The sequence below is a fragment of the Amorphoplanes friuliensis DSM 7358 genome (genome assembly GCF_000494755.1).
In the GTDB taxonomy this organism is placed as follows: Bacteria; Actinomycetota; Actinomycetes; order Mycobacteriales; family Micromonosporaceae; genus Actinoplanes; species Actinoplanes friuliensis.
On record NC_022657.1, the window covers coordinates 6,732,922 to 6,753,993 of the forward strand.

Annotated in this window: 20 protein-coding genes; 4 read left to right on the forward strand and 16 right to left on the reverse strand. The window is 69.1% G+C overall.

Annotated elements, in window-relative coordinates:
• Window position 1 precedes the first annotated feature (1 nt).
• The 5 genes from urtE to urtA all read right to left on the reverse strand — a co-directional run bounded on the left by urtE (window position 2) and on the right by urtA (window position 4,728).
• Window positions 2–694, reverse strand: coding sequence for an urea ABC transporter ATP-binding subunit UrtE (urtE, locus tag AFR_RS31125; RefSeq protein WP_023560790.1), 693 nt, complete (start codon window positions 692–694; stop codon window positions 2–4).
• Window position 695: 1 nt separating this feature from the next.
• Window positions 696–1,454 carry an urea ABC transporter ATP-binding protein UrtD gene (gene urtD / locus AFR_RS31130; protein ID WP_023560791.1) on the reverse strand — a complete coding sequence of 253 codons (759 nt, stop codon included), beginning with the start codon at window positions 1,452–1,454 and terminating at the stop codon, window positions 696–698.
• A gap of 73 nt (window positions 1,455–1,527) precedes the next feature.
• The gene (urtC, locus tag AFR_RS31135) at window positions 1,528–2,619 is read right to left on the reverse strand and encodes an urea ABC transporter permease subunit UrtC (protein ID WP_023560792.1); all 1,092 of its coding nucleotides are present in this window, start codon (window positions 2,617–2,619) and stop codon (window positions 1,528–1,530) included.
• On the reverse strand, window positions 2,616–3,497 hold the full coding sequence (gene urtB, locus AFR_RS31140) for an urea ABC transporter permease subunit UrtB (RefSeq protein WP_023560793.1): 882 nt from the start codon (window positions 3,495–3,497) through the stop codon (window positions 2,616–2,618). The genes urtC and urtB overlap by 4 nt, the downstream gene beginning before the upstream one ends.
• Before the next feature lie 7 nt (window positions 3,498–3,504).
• Entirely contained in the window at window positions 3,505–4,728 is a 1,224-nt protein-coding gene (gene urtA, locus AFR_RS31145) for an urea ABC transporter substrate-binding protein (protein ID WP_023560794.1), read from the reverse strand.
• A 138-nt stretch (window positions 4,729–4,866) separates the two neighbouring features.
• Between urtA and AFR_RS31150 the strand changes: the two genes are divergently transcribed.
• On the forward strand, window positions 4,867–5,403 hold the full coding sequence (locus AFR_RS31150; protein WP_023560795.1) for an alpha/beta hydrolase: 537 nt from the start codon (window positions 4,867–4,869) through the stop codon (window positions 5,401–5,403).
• On the opposite strand, the gene AFR_RS31155 is transcribed toward AFR_RS31150, so the two are convergent.
• Window positions 5,400–6,137 (reverse strand): SDR family oxidoreductase, encoded by a 738-nt coding sequence (locus AFR_RS31155; protein WP_023560796.1) that lies wholly within the window; start codon window positions 6,135–6,137, stop codon window positions 5,400–5,402. The two genes, AFR_RS31150 and AFR_RS31155, sit on opposite strands and share 4 nt — an antisense overlap.
• A gap of 96 nt (window positions 6,138–6,233) precedes the next feature.
• Between AFR_RS31155 and AFR_RS31160 the strand changes: the two genes are divergently transcribed.
• Window positions 6,234–6,767 (forward strand): TetR/AcrR family transcriptional regulator, encoded by a 534-nt coding sequence (locus AFR_RS31160; protein ID WP_023560797.1) that lies wholly within the window; start codon window positions 6,234–6,236, stop codon window positions 6,765–6,767.
• A 91-nt stretch (window positions 6,768–6,858) separates the two neighbouring features.
• Here AFR_RS31160 and hisS read toward each other — a convergent pair whose 3' ends face one another.
• The gene (hisS, locus tag AFR_RS31165) at window positions 6,859–8,190 is read right to left on the reverse strand and encodes a histidine--tRNA ligase (protein ID WP_023560798.1); all 1,332 of its coding nucleotides are present in this window, start codon (window positions 8,188–8,190) and stop codon (window positions 6,859–6,861) included.
• A 29-nt stretch (window positions 8,191–8,219) separates the two neighbouring features.
• Window positions 8,220–8,918, reverse strand: a complete 699-nt coding sequence (locus tag AFR_RS31170; RefSeq protein ID WP_023560799.1) for an MBL fold metallo-hydrolase — start codon at window positions 8,916–8,918, stop codon at window positions 8,220–8,222.
• 165 nt (window positions 8,919–9,083) lie between these two features.
• Between AFR_RS31170 and AFR_RS31175 the strand changes: the two genes are divergently transcribed.
• Window positions 9,084–9,947 carry a peptidylprolyl isomerase gene (locus AFR_RS31175; RefSeq protein WP_023560800.1) on the forward strand — a complete coding sequence of 288 codons (864 nt, stop codon included), beginning with the start codon at window positions 9,084–9,086 and terminating at the stop codon, window positions 9,945–9,947.
• 65 nt (window positions 9,948–10,012) lie between these two features.
• Window positions 10,013–10,846, forward strand: a complete 834-nt coding sequence (locus AFR_RS31180; protein ID WP_023560801.1) for a peptidylprolyl isomerase — start codon at window positions 10,013–10,015, stop codon at window positions 10,844–10,846.
• Window positions 10,847–10,890: 44 nt separating this feature from the next.
• On the opposite strand, the gene AFR_RS31185 is transcribed toward AFR_RS31180, so the two are convergent.
• The 8 genes from AFR_RS31185 to ruvC form a co-directional block, all read right to left on the reverse strand.
• Window positions 10,891–13,290 carry a RelA/SpoT family protein gene (locus tag AFR_RS31185; protein ID WP_023560802.1) on the reverse strand — a complete coding sequence of 800 codons (2,400 nt, stop codon included), beginning with the start codon at window positions 13,288–13,290 and terminating at the stop codon, window positions 10,891–10,893.
• A gap of 157 nt (window positions 13,291–13,447) precedes the next feature.
• Window positions 13,448–13,990, reverse strand: a complete 543-nt coding sequence (locus AFR_RS31190) for an adenine phosphoribosyltransferase (RefSeq protein WP_023560803.1) — start codon at window positions 13,988–13,990, stop codon at window positions 13,448–13,450.
• Window positions 13,991–14,059: 69 nt separating this feature from the next.
• Window positions 14,060–15,235, reverse strand: coding sequence for a protein translocase subunit SecF (gene secF / locus AFR_RS31195; protein WP_023560804.1), 1,176 nt, complete (start codon window positions 15,233–15,235; stop codon window positions 14,060–14,062).
• A 1-nt stretch (window position 15,236) separates the two neighbouring features.
• Window positions 15,237–17,111, reverse strand: coding sequence for a protein translocase subunit SecD (gene secD / locus AFR_RS31200; protein ID WP_023560805.1), 1,875 nt, complete (start codon window positions 17,109–17,111; stop codon window positions 15,237–15,239).
• Window positions 17,112–17,349: 238 nt separating this feature from the next.
• Window positions 17,350–17,727, reverse strand: coding sequence for a preprotein translocase subunit YajC (gene yajC, locus AFR_RS31205; protein WP_193786330.1), 378 nt, complete (start codon window positions 17,725–17,727; stop codon window positions 17,350–17,352).
• Window positions 17,728–17,860: 133 nt separating this feature from the next.
• Window positions 17,861–18,919 carry a Holliday junction branch migration DNA helicase RuvB gene (ruvB, locus tag AFR_RS31210; protein ID WP_023560807.1) on the reverse strand — a complete coding sequence of 353 codons (1,059 nt, stop codon included), beginning with the start codon at window positions 18,917–18,919 and terminating at the stop codon, window positions 17,861–17,863.
• Entirely contained in the window at window positions 18,916–19,518 is a 603-nt protein-coding gene (gene ruvA / locus AFR_RS31215; RefSeq protein WP_023560808.1) for a Holliday junction branch migration protein RuvA, read from the reverse strand. Before ruvA ends, ruvB begins: the two co-directional genes overlap by 4 nt.
• A complete protein-coding gene (gene ruvC, locus AFR_RS31220) occupies window positions 19,515–20,054 on the reverse strand; it encodes a crossover junction endodeoxyribonuclease RuvC (RefSeq protein WP_023560809.1) in 540 nt (179 codons plus the stop codon). Before ruvC ends, ruvA begins: the two co-directional genes overlap by 4 nt.
• Window positions 20,055–21,072 lie beyond the last annotated feature (1,018 nt).

Genomic DNA, 21,072 nt, shown 5'->3' on the forward strand with positions numbered 1-21,072 from the left:
GCTACACCGCCAGGAGCCGCCGCACCGACTCGTCGCGCAGATCGTCGGCCGGGCCGGAGCGGACCACCTCACCGGCGTCGAGGATCACGAACCGGTCCGCCAGCCGCAGGGCCAGCTCCAGATATTGCTCGACCAGCAGGATGCCGAGCCCGGCGGCATGCAGCTGCCGGATCGCCTCCTCGATCTCGAGCACGATCGACGGCTGGATGCCCTCGGTCGGCTCGTCCAGCAACAACATCCGCGGCTCGGTGACCAGCGCCCGGGCGATCGCCAGCTGCTGCTGCTGGCCGCCGGAGAGGAAACCGGCACGTCGTTTGAGCAGCCCGCGCAGCGCCGGGAAGAGGTCGAAGGCCTCGTCGACCACACCCGCCCGCCGGTTGCCCGCGGTCTCCCGGGCCACCTGCAGATTTTCCGCGACGGTCAGCTGCGGGAACGTCTCGTGCCCCTGTGGCACGTAGCCGAGTCCCAGCCGGACACGCTCGTGCACCTTCAGTTTGGTGATGTCCCGCCCGTCGAAGGTGACCGTGCCTGACCGGGCTGGCAGCACACCCATCACCGCCTTCAGCAGGGTGGTCTTGCCGACACCGTTGCGGCCCATCAGGCAGACGAGCGAGGCCGCCGGCGCCTCGAGACCGACACCGAAGAGCACCTGGGCGCGGCCGTAGGACACGTGCAGATCGCGTACCTCGAGCATGTCAGGCCGCCTCCTTGTCGAGCTCTTCGCGGGTCCGTCCGAGATAGACCTCCTGAACGCGGGGATCGGCCTGCACCTCGGCCACCGTCCCCTCGCACAGCATCCGGCCCTCGTGCAGCACGGTGACCGTGCTGGCAAAACGGCGCAGGAAGTCCATGTCGTGCTCGACGACCAGCACGGTGTGGTCGCGGGCCACCGACTGCAGCAGCTCGCCGGTGCGTTCGCGTTCGTCGCGGCTCATCCCGGCGACAGGCTCGTCGAGCAGCAGCAGCCGCGGCCGCTGGACCACGAGCATGCCGATCTCCAGCCACTGCCGCTGACCGTGCGACAGCACCCCGGCGGGCCTGTCCGCGAGGTCGCCCAGCCCGATGGTGTCCAGCGCCGACGCGACATCGTCCGAGACCCCGTGGCGGCGGCGCAGCAGGGCGGGCATCCGGCGCCGGAAACCCGCGGCCAGGTCCAGGTTGTCGAGGACGGTCAGTTCTTCGAACACCACCGAGGTCTGGAACGTACGGCCGACTCCCGCGCGCACGATCTGGAACTCGCGCTTGCCGACGAGGGCCTCTCCCCCGAACGTCACCGTGCCGGAGGCCGGCTTGGTCAGACCGGTGATCACGTCGATCAGCGTGGTCTTGCCCGCGCCGTTCGGTCCGATGAGAAACCGCAGCTCGCCGTGGTCGAGCGTGAAGTCGAGATCGGTGATGGCGTGGAACCCCGAAAAGACGACGTTCAGCCCCCTGACCTCCAACAGGGCGCTCATGCCCTCACCTCCGCTGGCGCTCCGGCGATGCCATGAGTCCGAGGCGGCATTGATGATTCGGTCGCAAGCTCCCTCATGCGCGTACCTCCTCGGGGGTGAGGGTGACCGGGACGGGAACCGGCGGGGGCGGACGGCGGCGGGCGGCCACGGCGTCGCGGAGCTGGTTGGCCAGGCCGGCCAGGCCGCGTGGCGCCCAGAGCATGACGGCGACGAAGAGCGCGCCCTGCACGTAGAGCCAGCCGTCGGGCCAGGACTCGCTGAAGATCGTCTTGGCGTAGCCGAAGAGCAGCGCACCGCCCACCGCACCCGCGAGCGAGTAACGGCCGCCGATCGCGACACCGATCAGCAGTTCCAGCGAGGCGATGACGCCGAGGTTGGCTGGGGTGAGCAGGCCGACGACGGGCACGAAGAGCGCACCCGCGATGCCGGCCAGCCCGGCCGAGACCGCGAAGGCCAGCGTCTTGACCAGGGCGGGGTCGTAGCCGAGGAACCGCACCCGATCCTCGCCGTCGCGGATCGCGACCAGCAACTGCCCGTATCGGCTGCGGGTGAGCTGACGCACGGCCAGATAGGACAGTCCGAGCACCACCACGATGACGAAGTACAGGATCCGGCGGTCCGCGTCGTCGTAGAGGTCGAGGCCGAAGAACAGCTGGAAGTTGGTCAGGCCGTTGGTGCCACCGGTCAGACCCTGCTGACCGACGAGCAGGATCACGAACGCCGCGGCCAGCGCCTGCGACAGCACCGCGAAGTAGGCGCCGCGGACCCGCTGCCGGAAGATCAGCAGACCGAGCAGCAGCGCCACGGTGACCGGCAGGACGACGACCATGACCAGCGCAAAAACGGGGTTGGCAAAGGGTTTCCAGAGCAGCGGCAACTGCTCGACACCGCTCCACGACATGAAGTCGGGCAGCTGACCCGGGCCGGCCTCGACCAGCTTGAGGTGCATGCCCATGGCGTAACCGCCGAGACCGAAGAACACCCCCTGGCCCAGCGTCAGCATGCCGCCGCGTCCCCAGGCCAGCGCGATGCCGACCGCGACGATCGCGTAACACAGGTACTTGGCCAGCAGGTCGAGCCGGAACGGGGTGAACAGCAGCGGCGCCACGAACAGCAGCAGGGCCACCGCGACGAACGCGGCGCGTTTCGACCAGGTCAGCGTCATGTCAGGGCCCGCGATCGCAGCACGAACATGCCCTGCGGCCGGAACTGCAGGAATCCGATGATCACGGCGAAGACCACCACCTTGGCGAAGCTGGCACCGTTCGCGGTCCAGAACTCGACGAAGCTGTTGAGCACACCCAGCGCGAACGCCGCGATGACCGCGCCGCGCAGCTGACCGAGACCCCCGGCCACCACGACCAGGAACGCGTCCACGATGTACGCGCTGCCCAGCGTCGGCCCGACCGGACCGATCAGGGTCAGCGCCACCCCGGCAACCCCGGCGAGCCCGGAGCCGATGAAGAAGGTGGCCTGGTCGACACGCCCGGTCGCGACACCGCTGACCGCCGCGAGCTGCCTGTTCTGCATCACGGCCCGCATCCGGCGGCCCTGCTTGAGCTTGCTCAGGTAGAGCGAGATCAGCACGACACACCCCACGGCCAGGACCAGGATGAAGATCCTGTTGTACGGCATCCGCACACCACCCAGGTCGAGGCCGCCGGTGAGCCACCCCGGCGCGGTGACCTGCACGTTCGGCGCCCCGAAGATGTCCCGGGCGACCTGTTGCAGGATCAGGCTCAGCCCGAACGTCAGCAGCAGCGTGTCGAGGGGCCGGCCGTAGAAACGGCGGATGAAGAGGCGTTCCAGGATCAGCCCGAGCACCCCGCCGACGGCGAAGGCCACGGGCAGCGCCACCACCACGGCCTGCGAACCGAAGACCGGCTGCAGGACGTAGGCGGTGTACGCACCGGCCATGATGAACTCACCGTGCGCCATGTTGATGACGCCCATCTGGCCGAACGTGAAAGTCAGGCCCAGCGAGGCGAGCAGCAGCACAGCGCCGATGCTCGCCCCGATGACCAACTGGTTCAGAGTGCCCATGGGGGACTCAGGAAGAGAGTCCGGCGGCCCACGGGTACCCCTTGAGGTACGGGTCCGGTTTCACGGGTTCACCGGAGTTCCACACCTCCTTGATCTGACCGTCCGGCTGGATCAGGCCGATCCGGGCGGTCTTGAAGACGTGCTGGTTCTCGCCGTCGATCGTGACCTTGCCCTCGGGCAGGTCGAGGGCGATCCCACCGGCCGCCTTCTTCACCGCCTCGACCTCGACGCTGCCGGCCTTGGTCGCCGCGGCCGCCCAGAGCTTGACCGCGTTGTACCCGGCCTCCATCGGGTCGGACGTGACCTTGGTGGCGCCGTACTTCGCCTTGTACGCCTCGACGAACTTGGTGTTCGTCGCGCCCTCGGTGGTCTGGTAGTAGTTCCAGGCGACCAGGTGACCGGCGATGTTCGCCGGCCCGATGCCCGCGACCTCCTCCTCCGCGACGCTGACCGACACCGTCGGCATCGTCTTGTCGGTGAAGCCACCACTGCGGAGCTGCTTGAAGAACGCGACGTTGCTGTCGCCGTTGAGCGTGTTGAAGACGACGTCGGGCTTGGCCTGGCCGAGCTTGTTGACGATCGTCGAATACTCGGTGTTGCCGAGCGGGGTGTACTCCTCGCCGACCACGGTCATGCCGTTCGCCGCCGCGTACGCCTTGATGATCTTGTTGGCCGTACGCGGGAAGACGTAGTCGCTGCCGACCAGGAAGACCGACTTCTTGCCCTGCTCCTTGAGGTAGTCCAGGGCCGGGACGATCTGCTGGTTGGTGGTGGCACCCGTGTAGAAGATGTACGGCGAGCTCTCCAGCCCCTCGTACTGCACGGGGTACCAGAGCAGGGCCTTGTTGCGCTCGAAGACCGGGAGCATCGCCTTGCGGCTGGCCGAGGTCCACCCGCCGAACGTGGTGGCGACCTTGTCCTCGTTGATCAGTTTCTGGGCCTTCTCGGCGAAGGTCGGCCAGTCCGAGGCGCCGTCCTCGACGACGGGTTCGAGCTTCTTGCCGAGCACACCACCGGCGGCGTTGACCTCCTCGATGGCGAGCAGTTCGGAATCGCGGACGGTCACCTCACTGATGGCCATCGTGCCGCTGAGGGAGTGCAGGATGCCGACCTTGATGGTGTCGCCCGAGGAGCCGCCCGCTTCCGACGGATCGTCGGCGCAGCCGGCCAGCAGGAGGGTCGTGGAGACAAACGCTATGGAGAGAGTCTTGGTCCATCTGAACGGTGACATGGGGACTGTCCCTTCGCCCGCGGGGGGTGGTGCCCCGAAAGCTAGGAACAGCGAGTTTCACTGGCTGTATCGACGCATGTCCAATGCGTTAACGAGACCCCACAGGCCACACAGGATCTTTGTGACTACCCTGAAACGATGAGTGCTGGACTTCTCATCCCCGGCGGCCGTGGCACCGTCCTCATCGCCCCGCTCGACCTGGGCTGGGAGGCGCTGAACGACCGCGGCGCGGTGATCGAGGAGATCGCCTGGGACATGCCGGAGTCGCTGCTGGACGCCGGACCGGAACCGTTCGTCCGGGCGCACACGGCCGTTGCCCTGCACCGGCTCTCCGTGAAGGCCCCGGGTGAGCGGCCGGTGCTGATCGCCAAGTCGCTCGGCACCTACGCGGCGGCGCTGGCGGCCGAGCGCGAGCTCCCGGCGATCTGGCTGACACCGCTTCTCCACGTGCCGTCCATCGTGGACGCGATCACCCGCAATCCCGCACCCCAGCTGCTCATCGGCGGGACTGCCGACCAGACCTGGGTGCCCGAGGCGGCGCGGGCCACCGGCCGGCCGGCCCTGGTGATCGAGGACGCGAACCACTCCCTGCGAGCGCCCGGCCCGCTGCGCCGTTTCACCGACGACCTCGGCCGCGTCGGCACCGCCATCGAGGAGTTCCTCGACGCTCTCTAACGCTGCGCGGCCGGGCGCACGACGATGTCGTTGACGTCGACCTCGTCCGGCTGCTCGACGGCGAAGGCGATGGCCCGGGCGATCGCCTCCGGCGGGATCGCGAACCGGTCCCGCTGAACCGCCAGCCGGTCGCGGACCTCCGGGTCGGCGGTGTGGTCGACGAAATCGGTGCGGACGAAGCCGGGCGACACCGTGGTCACCCGGACGTCGCCACCGGACTCCTGGCGCAAGCCCTCGGAGATCGTGCGCACGGCGTTCTTCGTGCCGGCGTAGACCGCCATGGTCGGCGTGATGGTCAGGCCCGACGTCGACAGCGTGTGGACGAAGTGGCCGGTGCCCTGCTTGCGGAAGACCGGCAGCGCCGCCGCGATGCCGTAGAGGACACCCTTGATGTTGATGTCGACGAGGTCCTCCCACTCCTCGACCCGCAGGTCGTCGAGGAGTGCCGTCGCGCCGTACCCCGCGTTGCTGATCAGCACGTCGAGGCGGCCGAAACGCTCGCCGGCCAGCGCCACCAGGTCGGCGACGTCCTGCCGGCGGCGCACGTCCGTCACGGCGTAGGCGGCCTGGCCTCCGGCCGCGGTGATGCGTTCGGCCAGCGCCGCCAGCCGTTCCTCGCGGCGGCCCGCCAGCACGACCTTGGCTCCGCGCTCGGCGAGCAGCAGTGCCGTGGCCTCGCCGATCCCGCTGCCGGCACCGGTGATGGCGATGACCTTGTCACGGATTCCCGTCATGTTCCCGTCCCCTGCTAGATTAAGCGGACAGGTGTCCGCATCACCTCCGACGTTAGCGGACACGTGTCCACTTACGCAACGGCAGGGAGCTCACGAATGGTCCGATCGGACGCTGAGCAGAACAAGGCGCGGATCCTCGAGGTCGCCAGTGCGGCGCTCGCGACGTCCAGCGACGCGACCCTGCAGTCGATCGCCAAGCTGTCGGGGGTCGGTCAGGGCACGCTCTACCGGCACTTCCCCACCCGGGAAGCGCTGCTGCTGGCGGTCTACCGCAAGGACGTCGAGGCGCTCATCGACGCCGCGCCGCGGCTGCTGGCCGCGCACCCGCCGCGGGAGGCACTCCGGCACTGGCTCGATCAGCTGGCGGCCTACGGCCGGGTCAAGCACGGTGTCGCCGAGGCGGTGCACGCCGCGACCCGCGCCGACCTCTCGGCCGAGTACTACGACAAGGTCACCGCGGTGATCACCCTGCTGCTCGACGCCGGCCGGACCACCGGGGTGATCCGGCCGGACATCAACGCCGACGAGCTGTTACTGCTGGTCGGTTTTCTCTGGCGCCTGGAGAACGAGAACTGGGAGAAGCGGGCCGCACATCTCCTCGACCTCGTCATGGACAGCCTGCGACCCTGAACGCCCCGGGTGAGCGGGCACGCAGCCGGCAATCGGCGGGAGCGACGGTCAGCACCATGCACTCGGGCACGACATCTTGGTCGGGCTTGGATCAGGCCTTTGACACGACCGGGATCAGATCCTCTGCGGGCGGGGCCCAGGTGGCCGCGTCGGCCTCCACCTGGTCGCCGGAGCGGATGTCCTTGATGGTGTCCGGCTCGCCGTCGGCGCCCGGGAACCACACGAACGGGATCCCGCGGCGCTCGGCGAAGCGGATCTGCTTGCCGAACTTCGCCGCGGCCGGGGCGACCTCGGTGCTGATGCCACGCCGGCGCAGGGCCTGAGCGATCCGGTCGCAGGCCGGGCGCAGCTCCTCGGCCGGCAGCGCCACCACCACACCCGTCGGAACGCTGCGGGAGATCGTCAGCGCGTTGTGGCCGAAGAGCAGGCCGAGCATCCGGGAGACACCGATCGAGATGCCGACACCCGGGAAGCGCTCGTTGCCGGAGGTCGCAAGGTTTTCGTAGCGTCCGCCGGAGCAGATCGAGCCGAAGCGCTCGTAACCCTGCAGCTGCGTCTCGTAGACCGTGCCGGTGTAGTAGTCGAGGCCGCGGGCGATCTTCAGCTCGGCCCGGATGAGACCCGGCGCGTACTCGGTGCCGGCGTCGACGACACGGACGAGCTCCTCCAGGCCCTCGTCGAGCAGGTCGTTGGTGACACCGAGGGCGCGGACCTGGTCCACGAAGGACGCGTCGCCGGTCGAGATCGCCGCCAGCTTCAGGCACGCCGCGGCCTGCGCATCGGTCGCACCGGCCGTCTCGACGAGCAGCGCCGCCACCTTCTCGGGGCCGATCTTGTCGAGCTTGTCGACCGTCCGCAGCACCTGGTCCGGGTCCTCCAGGCCGAGACCCCGGTAGAAGCCCTCGCACACCTTGCGGTTGTTGACCAGGATCGTCGCCTTCGGGATCGGCAGCGACGCGAAGGCGTCACCGATCACCAGCGGCATCTCGGTGTCGTAGTGGAACGGCAGGTTGTCGCGGTCGACCACGTCGATGTCGGCCTGCAGGAACTCGCGGTAGCGCCCCTCCTGCGGCCGCTCGCCCCGCCACACCTTCTGGATCTGGTAGCGGCGGAACGGGAACTGCAGCTTGCCGGAATTTTCCAGCACGAAGCGCGCGAACGGCACGGTCAGGTCGAAGTGCAGGCCGAGCGAGTCGTCGGTCCGTGCCCCCGGGTCCTCCTGGAGGCGGCGCAGGACGTAGACCTCCTTGGAGGTCTCACCCTTGCGCAGCAACTGGTCCAGCGGCTCGACGGCACGGGTCTCCAGCGGCGCGTAACCGTAGAGCTCGAACGTGGCGCGGATCCGCTCGACGACGTTCTGCTCGATCATCCGCTGGGCGGGCAGCCACTCCGGGAAACCGGAGAGAGGCGTGGGCTTGCTCATGGTCGTTCTCCTTGCGCGCGAGGAAAGTCTCAGAGACCCCGGCCGGGCGCAGCGGTCAGCTCCCGCAGGTACGGGTTCGAGACGCGCTCGCGGCCGATGGTGGTTTCGGGTCCGTGGCCGGGCAGGACGACGGTGTCGTCGGCCAGCGGCAGGATCTTGTCCCGCAGGCTGGTCATCATCGTGTCCGTGCTGCCGCCCGGCAGGTCGGTGCGGCCGATCGAACCCGCGAAGAGCACGTCACCCGAGAGGCAGATCTGCTCCGCCTCCCACGACGAGCCCCCGCCGGGCAGCCGGAAGAGCACCGACCCGCCGGTATGGCCCGGCGCATGGTCGACGGTGACCTCCAGCCCCGCGAGGCTCAGCGTGGCCCCGTCGGTCAGCTCCGCGACGTCCTCGGGCTCGGTGTACGGCAGCCGGCCGCCGAACATGGCGTTCAGGTCCATGCTCAGTCCCTTGGCCGGATCGGCGAGCATCTCCAGATCGGCCGGGTGCACATAGGCAGTGATGCCCCGCGCACCGCAGACGGGCGCGACGGAGAACGTGTGGTCGAGGTGCCCGTGCGTCAGCAGCACGGCGGCCGGGTGCAGGCGGTGCTGCGCGAGCACCTCGTCGAGCTGGTCGAGCACGCCGATGCCCGGGTCGACGATCAGGCACTGCTCGCCCGGACCCGCGGCCACCACGTAACAGTTGGTGCCGAAGGCCTCGGCCGGAAAGCCGGTGACGAGCACTCCGCACCCCTCTCTAGCGGTCCATCTCCCCCGCAAAGCCTAGCGGGACGCACCGTACACACCGTGACGGAACCTCGCACACCACATTCCCAGCGGTTACCCGTACACTCTTGCGGGCGTGTGGCGTGGCGCACTGGACAAGAGTTTAAGGAAGGGGAGCACTCGGTGGCTTCCAGTAGGGACCGGGCGCGGAAACTGGCGCGGGAGAAGCTCGATCGGCAGCAGGCGCGCCGGGCGGGTCAGCAGCGCCGGCGACGGCAGATCCAGGCCGGACTGGGTGCTGCCTTGGCGCTCGTCCTGATCGTGGCCGGCGTGGCGTGGCTCGGTGGTGCGTTCGACAACGACGAGCCCGTCGACACGACCGCCACCGATCAGTGCGCGTGGACCCCGCAGAACGCCGAGTCGAACCCCGACCTCAAGGACGTGGGTGAGCCGCCGACGTCGGGCCTGCCGACCGAGGGCACGCGGCCGATGACGATCACCACCGATCAGGGTGAGCCGATCGTCGTCAGCCTCGACCTCGAGCAGGCGCCGTGCAGCGCGGCCGACCTGACCTACCTGGCGTCGAAGAAGTTCTACGACAACACGACCTGCCACGAGATCACCACCGAGGGTGCGATCCGTTGTGGTGACCCCAGCGGAACGGGGCAGGGCGGCCCGGCGTACAGCCTCTACAACGAGAACACCCCGCTGGCGCCGACCCCGAGCGCCTCGGCGAGCCCCTCGCCCGCCGCGCCGCTCTACCCCCGGGGCACGGTGGCGCTGATCGGCAATCCGCCGGGTGCCAACGGCAGCCAGTTCCTGATCTTCTTCAAGGATTTCACCCCGAAGACGGAACCCCAGTACCCGATCGTCGGAACGGTCACCGGGGGCCTGGCGACCGTCACGAAGCTCGGCAAGATCGCCACCGTGGCGAACACCGCGGGCGACAAGGTCACCCCGAAGGACAAGATCACCATCAAGAGCCTCACCGTCGGCGAGCCCGGTGCCGCGCCCGCCGCTGTCCCTTCGGCGTCCAGCCAGTCCTGAGCTTTCCGGACCAGACTCGTACCGACAGATCCCCTCACCGCACCGAGGCATACAGGAGGAACACCGTGTCGTCGATCAAGGACCGGCAGCGCGCGGCGGCGCGGGCCCGGCTGGAGAAGGAAATGGCCGAGCGTGCCAGTTCCGCGCGCAAGCGCCGGCAGCGTCAGGCCATCATCGGCTCGGCACTCGCGATCGTCGTGATCGCCGGCGCCGCGGTGTGGATCGTCGCCGCGCTCGGCGGTGACGACGACAAGAAGCCGGCCGACGCCGCTGCGGCCCCGCCCGCCGGCACCGTCGCCTGCACCTGGATCCCGGAGGACGGCAGCACCGGATCCAAGGTCAAGGACGTCGGCACTCCCCCGCCGAACGCCCCGAACGTCGGCAAGGCCACCATGACCATGGACACCAACCTCGGCGCGATCTCCGCCGACGTGGACCTGGCCAAGGCGCCCTGCACCGGCGAGGCCTTCACCTTCCTCGCGAGCAAGAAGTTCTGGGACAACACCAAGTGCCACCGCCTCACGACCGAGGGCATCAAGGTGCTGCAGTGCGGCGACCCGAGCGCGACCGGCAAGGGCTGGCGCCAGAGCGACGGCTCCGGTGGGCCGAGCTTCCGCTACGCGGAGGAGAACCTCCCCACGAACGCCAAGCCGGCGTACCCGAAGGGCACCATCGCGATGGCGAAGACGTCGGCGCCCAGCAGCACGGGCAGCCAGTTCTTCATCGTCTACGAGGACACCGACCTCCCGGCCGACTACACCGTCCTCGGCACCATCACCAAGGGCCTCGACATCGTCGAGGGTGTGGCCAAGGCGGGCAGCGACGACGCCAACGGCAAGGGTGACGGTCACCCCAAGAAGGAGATCGACATCAAGACGCTGACGATGGCCAAGGCCTGATCGAGCGCTGAGGAAAGGGCGGGCCGGTGACGGCCCGCCCTTTTTTATGCCCCTGAGGTGACGCGGTACGCGTCGAAGACACCGTCCACCTTGCGCACTGCGGCAACCAGGTGCCCCAGGTGCTTCGGGTCGGCCATCTCGAAGGTGAAGCGGCTGACCGCCACCCGGTCGCGGGTCGTGGTGACCGTCGCGGACAGGATGTTGACGCGCTCCTCGGAGAGCACCCGCGTCACGTCGGCGAGCAGCTTGTGCCGGTCGAGCGCCTCGACCTGGATCGCCACCAGGAACGTCGACGCGGACGTCGGCTTCCAGCTGACCTCGACGACCCGCTCGCTCTGCTCCCGCAGATCCTCGGCGTTGGCGCAGTCCTCGCGGTGCACGCTGACACCACCGGAACGCGTCACAAAGCCGAACACGGCGTCACCCGGCACCGGTGTGCAGCAGCGGGCCAGTTTTACCCAGACGTCGCTGACGTCCTTGACGACCACACCGGGATCCTGGGCGGTGCTGCGGTTGCGCGGCGGCCGGGTCGCGACGGCGGTCTCGGCGATGTCCTCGACCGCGCCCTCCTCACCACCGAACCCGGCGACGAGCTTCTGGACGACCGACTGCGCGGACACGGTGTTCTCACCGACGGCCGCATAGAGCGACGCTACGTCGGCCAGATGGAGGTCGCGGGCGATGGTCGTCAGGTTGTCGCTCGTCAGCATGCGCTGCAGGGGCAGACCCTGCTTGCGCATCGCCTTGACGATCGCCTCCTTGCCGTCCTCGATCGCTTCCTCGCGGCGTTCCTTGTTGAAGTACTGCCGGATCTTGGTGCGGGCGCGGGGACTCTTGACGAAGCCGAGCCAGTCCTGCGTCGGGCCGGCCGTGGCGGACTTCGACGTGAATATCTCGATGACGTCGCCGTTGGACAGTGTCGACTCGAGCGGCACGAGCTTGCCGTTGACGCGGGCGCCGATCGTCTTGTGACCGACCTCGGTGTGCACGGCGTAGGCGAAGTCCACCGGCGTCGAACCGGTCGGCAGCGGGATGACGTCGCCCTTGGGGGTGAAGACGTACACCTCCTGGCTGGACAGGTCGAAGCGCAGCGCGTCCAGGAACTCGCTGGGGTCGCTCGCCTCGCGCTGCCAGTCGAGCAGCTGGCGCAGCCACGTCATCTCGTCGATGTGCGCCGGCGGGCCGACGATCGTCGCGCCCTTCTGCTCCTTGTACTTCCAGTGGGCGGCGATGCCGAACTCCGCCGTGCGGTGCATGGCGAAGGTGCGGATCTGCATCTCGACCGGCTTGCCGGTCGGGCCGATGACCGTCGTGTGCAACGACTGGTACATGTTGAACTTCGGCATCGCGATGTAGTCCTTGAACCGGCCCGGCACCGGCTGCCAGTTCGCGTGGATGACGCCCAGCGCGGCGTAGCAGTCGCGGACCGTGTCGACCAGGATGCGCACGCCGACCAGGTCGTAGATGTCGTTGAAGTCCCGGCCCCGGACGATCATCTTCTGGTAGATCGAGTAGAGGTGCTTCGGGCGTCCGGTGGTCTCCGCCTTGATCTTCGCCGACTTGAGGTCGAGCTGGACCCGCTGGGTGACCTGACGCAGCAGCGCCTCGCGCTGCGGCTGGTGCTCACCGATCAGGCGGTTGATCTCCTCGAACCGCTTCGGGAACAGCGTCCCGAAGGCCAGGTCCTCGAGCTCCCACTTGATGGTGTTCATACCGAGGCGGTGCGCCAGCGGCGCGAGGATCTCCAGCGTCTCCTTGGCCTTCTGCTCCTGCTTGGCGCGGGGCAGGAAGGTCAGGGTGCGCATGTTGTGCAGCCGGTCGGCCAGCTTGATGACCAGCACCCGGGGGTCCTTGGCCATCGCGACGACCATCTTGCGGATCGTCTCCGCCTTGGCCGCGTCGCCGAGTTTCACCCGGTCGAGCTTGGTGACACCGTCGACGAGCAGGGCGACCTCGCCGCCGAAGTCGGCCTTCATCTGCTCGAGGCCGTAATCGGTGTCCTCGATCGTGTCGTGCAGCAGGGCCGCGACCAGCGTCGTGGTGTCCATGCCCAGGTTGGCCAGGATCGTGGCGACCGCGAGCGGGTGCGTGATGTAGGGATCACCCGACTTGCGGTACTGCCCCGAATGCCAGCGCGCGGCGACGTCGAAGGCGCGTTGCAGCGCCCGCCCGTCAGCCTTGGGGTGGCTGGCCCGGTGGGTCGCGATCAGCGGCTCGAGAACCTCGCTGACCTGCGTGCTCTGCCAGGGCGCGTTGAAGCGGGCCAGCCGCGCCCGGACGCGTCGGCCGGTGGGCGCACTGGCCAGGCCGAAACCACTGGCCGGCTCGTCCCCCGGGGAGAGCGGCTGAGTGGACTCGAGGTCGTGGAGATCCTCGGCGGCCTGCTCGTTTCCGCCGGCTGGATCCACCGTGCCCTCCGCCTGCGGGGCGACGTCGCTGGACACCGGCCTCCTCACACCATCGCCTGGGATCTTTCCGGTCATCGTCGGCCGGTCGGGTCCGATACTCACCTCACTGGAAACGTCATCCTACCCGCCTGCTCTTCCCCGATGGCCGGGCCTGACGTCCGGAAAGCGTGCCACCACGACCGGCAGATCAGGATCAAACGGTCAGGAGCGCATGGACGGTACGCGGGGCGAGCCGCTGACGCCCGTCGAGGAACCCCAACTCCATCAGCACGGTGAAACCGGCGATCGTGCCACCGGCCCGTTCGACCAGCTCGAGAGCCGCACCCGCCGTGCCACCGGTGGCCAGGACGTCGTCCACCACGAGCACCCGCTGACCCGCCACGAACGCATCCTCGTGGACCTCGAGGGTCGCCTCGCCGTACTCCAGCTCGTACGAGGCCGAGTGTGTCTTGCGGGGCAGTTTGCCGGCCTTACGCACCGGTACGACACCCTTGCCGGTCGCGTAGGCGATCGCCGCGGCGACCACAAATCCGCGCGCCTCGACACCGGCGACGACGTCGAACGACTCCGGGCCGTGATAGGCCACGATCTCGTCGATGACCTGCCGGAACACCGGCCCGTCGGCGAACAGCGGCATCAGGTCCTTGAAGACGATGCCGGGCTTGGGGAAGTCCGGCACGTCCAGGACACGGCTGGCCACGAGCTCGGAGGCACGGGCGTTCTGAGTCTCAGTCACATCGAACAGCCTAGACACGGCGACGGCCCGCCACCGACGCGGTGGCGGGCCGTTCCCGGCGTTGCGAGGTCAGCGGCGCTTCTGGCCACCGCTGGGGCGGTTGCCCGCGCCACCACCACGGGTGTTGCTGCGCTTGGCGGCCGGGCGGACACCCGGACGCGGCGTGGAACCGGCCAGGGCCGGAACCTCGTCGGACGGGGTCGCGTTCGGCGTGCGGGTGCGCTCGCCGCGGGCCACGTCGCCGGAGCGGGCCGAGGATCGCCGGGCGAGCACGCGGGCCGTGTGCGACTTGATGCGTGGCTCCCGGTCCTTGAGCGCCGCCAGCATCGGCGACGCGAAGAGGATCGAGGAGACGACGCCGAGGCCCATGCCGACGAAGAGCACCAGGCCGAGGTCCTTCAGCGAGCCCGCGCCGAGCAGACCGGCGCCGATGAAGAGCAGACCACCGACCGGCAGCAGCGCCACCAGACCGGTGTTGATCGAGCGCATCAGCGTCTGGTTGACCGCGAGGTTGGTGGCCTCGCTGTAGGTCTGGGACGCCCCCGCGGTGATGCCGCGGGTGTTTTCCTGCACCTTGTCGAACACCACGACCACGTCGTAGAGCGAGAAGCCGAGGATCGTCAGGAAGCCGATCACCGTCGACGGTGTCACCTCGAAGCCGACCAGCGAATAGACGCCGGCCGTCAGCACCAGGTCGAGCAACAGCGAGGCGACCGCCGCCACCGCCATCCGCCATTCGAAGCGGACGATCAGATAGCCGAGCACCAGCACCAGGAAGATGCCGAGGCCGAGCAGCGCCTGCTGGGTCACCTGGGTGCCCCACGCGGCCGAGACCCGGTCGTCGCTGATGTCCTCGGCCGGCACCTTCAGGTCGGCGACCAGGGCGCTCTTGATCGCGCTGGCCTGATCCTGGCTGAGGGCCGCCGTCCGCACGGTGTACGTGGCGTCCGGGCCGTTGCCGACCCGCTGGGCGGCACCGATGTTGGCTTCCTCGGTGGCGCCGGCGGACTCGACCGCCCGCGCCACGGCGCTCTGCGCTTCTTCCTGGGTGCCGACCGAGGCCGGGATGACGAACTGCGTGCCACCGGCGAACTCGATGCCGAGGTGGAACTGCCGGAAGACGAAGCTGCCGATGGCGATCAGCACCAGTGCACCGGCGATCGCGAACCACATCTTGCGGCGGCCGACGATGTTCAGGTTCGCCTCACCGCGGTAGAGGCGATCGGCAAAGCCCTTGCTGGCCATGTCAGGCCTCCTTGACATCGGTCGAGACACGCTTCATGGCGCGGCCGAGGCCGCTGACGCGCGGCGACATGAACGCCCTCGTGTTCGCGAACATCGTCATGATCGGATGCCGGAACAGGAACACCACGACGAGGTCGAGGATCGTCGAGAGGCCCAGCGCGAAGGCGAAGCCCTTCACCGCGCCGATCGACACGATGTAGAGCACCACCGCGGCCATGATCGTGATGGTGTTCGCCGAGATGATGGTACGCCGGGCGCGGACCCAGGCCCGGGGGACGGCACTGCGCGCACTGCGCCCCTCGTGGATCTCGTCCTTGAGTCTCTCGAAGTAGATGACGAACGAGTCCGCCGCGACGCCTAGCGAGACGATGAAACCGGCGATGCCTGCCAACGTCAGCGTGAAGCCCGTCGTGCGGCCGAGGACGACCAGCGCGCCGAAGGTCAGCAGACCCGACAGGATCAGGCTCAGGAAGATGACCGTGCCGAGCAGGCGGTAGTAGAAGAACGCGTAGATCGCGACCAGGCCCATGCCGATCGCGGCGGCGAGCAGACCGGCCTCGAGCTGCTGCTTGCCCAGCGTCGCGGAGACGGACTGGGTGGCGGCGGGCTCGAAGGTGACGGGCAGCGCGCCGTACTTGATCTGGTCGGCGAGCTCCTTCGCGGTGACCGCGTTAAACTGGCCGGTGATCTGCGACTGGCCGGTCAGCACACCCTGGATCTCCGGGGCCGAGATGACCGTCTTGTCGAGCACGACCGCCACGAGGCAGTGGGTCGCACCCGTCGAGAGCGCCTGCGCGGCGGCGACACAGGAGTCGTCGGCGGCGGGCTGGAACGCCTCACGGGTGAGGGCGGTCCACTTGGCCTGGCCCTCGCTCGTGAAGTCGAGCGAGACGACCCACTGGCCCTGCTGCTGGTCGAGCTGCGGGGTCGCGGTGTCGATGTCCTTACCGATGACCTTGGCGGCGTCGAGGTACATCTTCGCGCCGCTCTGGCAGGCCACGACCTTCTGGTCGATCGCGTCGATGGCGCCGTTCGGCCGCTTGTCGAGCTGCTCGGCGCAGCCGATCGTCGGCACGTTGAACTGCATCTCCGGCGTGAGGGCGTTGACCTCGGGGCCGGTGAGCGTGCCGAACGCCTTGAACGGGATGCCCGCCGTCGGGTCGGTCTGCAGGTCGACCGGGTCCTTCAGCTTCTCCGCCGCGGCCCAGGCCGCCGCGCCGACCTTCTTCTCGATGGCCGCGCGCTGCTCCTTGATGTCGGCCGTGACCGGAGCCGGGGCCGCCGCGGAGGCGGACGGCGCGGGAGCCGGTGCGCTCGGAGTGGCGCTCGGGCTCGGGGCCTTCTCGCCGCCACCCTGACCGCCGGTGGAGGCGGACGGCTTCGCGGTGGCCTTCGCACCCGTGCTCGAGCTCGGCTTCGGCGCGGCACTGCCGCTCGGAACCGCGCTGGCGCTCGGGTTGGCGGTCGGCGGGTTGGCCGCCACGGCGGCGTTGTCGCCGGTCGCCTTGAGGACCTTGCGGAAGCGCATCTGCGCCGCCTGGCCGACGTTCTTCAGCTGGTCGTCGGCCTCACCGGCGACGGAGACCACGATGTTGCGGTTGCCCTCGACGACAACCTCGGCCTCGGCGACACCGAGCGCGTTGACCCGCTGGTCGATGATCTTGCGGGCCTCCTCCATGCTCGTCTGCGGCGGCGGCTGGCCGTTGGACGCGAGCGAGGCGACGTAGGTCGCCTGCGTGCCGCCGACGAGGTCGAGCCCGAGTTTCGGCTGCAACCGGTCGGTGACGCTGCCCTTGGCACCCGCGCCGAAGAACACGAGCGCATAGAGGATGACGAAGAGGAGACCGAGCACGGCGAGCTGCCGCCCGGGATGCATCTGTCCCTGTGGTGGTCGTGCCACGACTGTCGATCTCCTCGTGCTTACGGCCGGCGGGAGCGCGCGGCGCTGGGGATTGTGCGGGGGCAGGGTGTCTCGGGCCGGAATTGGGGATCCGGCCGATTTGCCCGGCGACGATTATTCACAACAACGAGCCGCCCGGCTGCCCCGCCCCGCGGCCTGTGCTGCTTTTTACGATCGCGGCCCACCTCGGTGGCGGGCCGCGACCATCACATCATCAGTCGTTGGACTTGCGGGTCTCGACGACCGGGCTCTCGATCGGGTCGTCGGCGACGGGTGCCGCGACGGGCTCCTCGACCACCGTGGCCTCCTGCTTCACGATTTTCGCGATGGCCGGGCGGGCGTAGCGGGCGTTGACCCCGGGGGAGATCTCGACCGTCACGACGTCGTCGTCGACCGAGACCACGGTCGCGTGCAGGCCGCCGATGGTCACGATCTGGTCGCCGGCACCCAGCGAGGACTGCATCTGCTGGGCCTCACGGCGCCGCTTCTGCTGCGGACGGATCATCATGAAATACATGACGCCGAAGAGCAGGACGATCAGAAGCAGCGGCATGAAGCTGCCACCGCCCTGCGCTTGAGCTGCGATAGACACGAAGACGACCTTCCATGGGGCCTCCGGCGCGGCTCAAAGCACACGACGGGGCGATATACACATCCCGTTCGAACGGCGGCGAGTCTAATCCCTCTAGCTGAGAAGTCTGTGAGCGGCACACGTCACGTTCACATTACGGAGAGGTTTCTGCGTCCCGGGCGAACAGGTCGGGCTGGTTCGGCAACGCACCCCGGCCCTCCGGGGGCTTCTTCCCCAGGTGGCGCCAGCCGGCGTCGGTCGCGACACGCCCGCGTGGCGTCCGCGCCAGCAGACCCGCCCGGACGAGGAACGGCTCGCACATCTCCTCCACGGTGTCGGACTGCTCCCCCACCGCGACGGCCAGCGTCGAAAGACCCACCGGACCGCCCCGGAACGACTCGATCAGCGCCCGCAGCACCGCCCGGTCCAGCCGGTCCAGCCCCAGCTGATCGACGTCGTAGACCGTCAGCGCCGCCTTGGCCGTCGCCTCGTCGACGATGCCGTTGCCACGCACCTCGGCGTAGTCCCGCACCCGCCGCAGCAGGCGGTTGGCGATACGCGGTGTCCCCCGCGACCGCCCGGCGATCTCCGCGGCCCCCTCGGGCGTGATCGGCACCCCGAGAATCCGCGCCGACCGGTGCAGCAGCGCGTCGAGATCGGCCGGTGAATAGAAGTCCAGATGCGCCACGAACCCGAACCGGTCACGCATCGGACCGGACAGCAGACCGGCCCGCGTGGTCGCCCCGACCAGCGTGAACGGCTCGACGTCGAGCGGGATCGCCGTGGCACCGGGTCCCTTCCCGACGATCACGTCCACCCGGAAGTCCTCCATCGCGCTGTAGAGCAGCTCCTCCGCCGGCTTGGCGATGCGATGGATCTCGTCGATGAAAAGCACGTCGCCCTCGGCCAGCCCGGTGAGGATCGCGGCAAGATCACCCGACCGCTCGATCACCGGCCCGCTGGTGGTCCGGATCCCCGTCCCCAGCTCGGCCGACACGATGTTGGCCAGGGTCGTCTTACCGAGCCCGGGCGGCCCCGACAGCAGGATGTGGTCGGGCGGCGTCCCCCGGCCCATCGCACCCTTGAGCAGCAACTCCAGCTGGTCCCGGACCCGGTGCTGCGCGATGAAGTCGGCCAGCCGCCGCGGCCGGACACTCGCCTCGGCGTCCAGCTCCTCGTCACCGGCGAAGGGAGAGACCAGGTCGTCGGTCATCGGGTGCGGCCCAGCAGCCGGATCGCCTGCCGCAACAGCACGGGCACGGCGGGAACCTCACCGTCGATCGTCTCGGCGACGGCGGCCACGGCCTGGTCGGCCTGCTGCTGCGACCAGCCGAGCGCGATCACACCCTGCCGCACCTGGTCCTGCCAGCCACCGCTGAGCGCGCCGGCCACTCCGTCCGTACCGGTGGAAACCGCACCGATCCGGTCCCGCAGCTCGAGGACCATCCGCTCGGCCCCCTTCTTCCCGATCCCGGGCACCCGCGTCAGCGTGGCAGTGTCCCCACTGGAGATCGCCCGCCGCACCACCTCGGGCTGATGCACGGCCAGAACGGCCTGCGCCAGCCGCGGCCCGACCCCACTGGCCGTCTGCAGAAGTTCGAAGAGGTGCTTCTCGTCGTCGTCGGCAAAACCGTAGAGCGTGAGCGAATCCTCCCGCACGATCATGCTCGTCGACAGCCGCGCCTCGACCCCGGCCTTGAGCCCGGCCAGCGTCCCGGGCGCACACTGCACCTGCAGCCCCACCCCACCGACCTCGATGACGGCACTGTCATTGGCGATCGCGGCAACCACGCCGCGCACGCTGGCGATCATCGTCGGATCCCTTTCTTTCGCCCAGAGGCAGCGGCCAGTGCAGCAGCCTGCATGCGAGCGCGCGTCCCCCCACGCCAGATATGGCAGATCGCCAGAGCGAGCGCATCGGCGGCATCCGCCGGCCGCGGCGGCGCATCCAGACCCAGCAACCGCGTGACCATGCTGGTGACCTGCGCCTTGTCCGCCGTCCCGGACCCCGTCACCGCCGCCTTGACCTCACTCGGCGTGTAGGTCTGCACCGGCAACCCGGCCCGCGACCCCGCCAAAATGGCAATAGCACTCGCCTGCGCGGTCCCCATCACACTCCGCACATTGTGCTGACTGAAAACCCGCTCGACAGCAACACTGTCCGGCTTGTGCTCCGCAACAAGCTCCCCGAGCGACTTGTCCAGATGCAACAACCGCAACGCGATGTCCTCGTCCGGCTCCGAATAGACGACGTAGTAGCCGATCAGCTTCCCCGGCCGCCCCGGAACCCCCTCGACCACCCCGACCCCACACCGCGTCAACCCGGGATCGATCCCCAGCACCCGCACAGAGGGGCCTCCGTTCCCGCGACTCGGACGTGTGTTCGACACCCTATTACCTGGCGTCGCGGTGGTCTCATCCGACACTCGCCCGGGTTCCGGCCGTCTACGGTCGATCCCTTCCTTGCCACGGTCCGTGCATGTCCCTGATCGTCGCTCCCGCGGAGACCGGGCCCGACCGGCCAATCGCCTGGCGGCTCATGAACAGCCGCCCGCACCCTGCCAGCTCCGTGCACGGAACAACCAACCCGCCACCCACCCAGCTGCTGCCAGCGAGCAGCGCGTGTGGGGGTAGCAGACGGCCTGGTGCTGGGAGGGAACAGCACTGCCGGGCCGGGAGCACCCCAGGGTGGGAGCAGTTCACGATCGGAGCACCTCGAGTCGAAGCACCTCCGGGAGGAAGCACCCCGGTGGGAGCACCCCGGGCCGAGGCGCCTCCCGGTGGGAGCACCTCCTGGTGGGAGCACCTCCCGGCGGGAGCAACTCCCGGCGGGAGCAACTCCCGGTGGAAGCACCTCCCGGCGGGAGCACCCCTTGCCAAAGCGCCTCCAGGTGGGAGCACCTCCCGGTGGGAGCACCCCTTGCCAAAGCGCCTCCAGGTGGGAGCACCTCCCGGCGGGAGCACCTCCCGGCGGGAGCACCTCCTGGTGGAAGCACCTCCCGCCGGCTGGGACGACCTGCACGAGCCCGGCAGCGGCCTTGACGAAGCCAGCGCGCAGAGCCTGCTCGAGGCCGCCCGGTGGAAGCACCTGCCGGCGGGAGCACCCCGGGTCGAAGCGCTCCTGGTGGGAGCACCTCCCTGGTGGGAGCACCCGGGCGGGAGCGCCTTCAGATGGGAGCACCTCCAGTTCGAAGCACCCGGGTCGAAGCACTGGGTGGGAACACCTCGGGCGGGAGCTCCTCAAGGTCGGAGCACTGGGTAGAAGCGCCTTGGAGCGGGAGCACCTCGCAGCGGGAGCACCTCCAAGTCGGAGGGCTTTGGGTGGGGCACGTCGGGGTGGAAGAGCTTGGGCTGGGACTTCGGGCT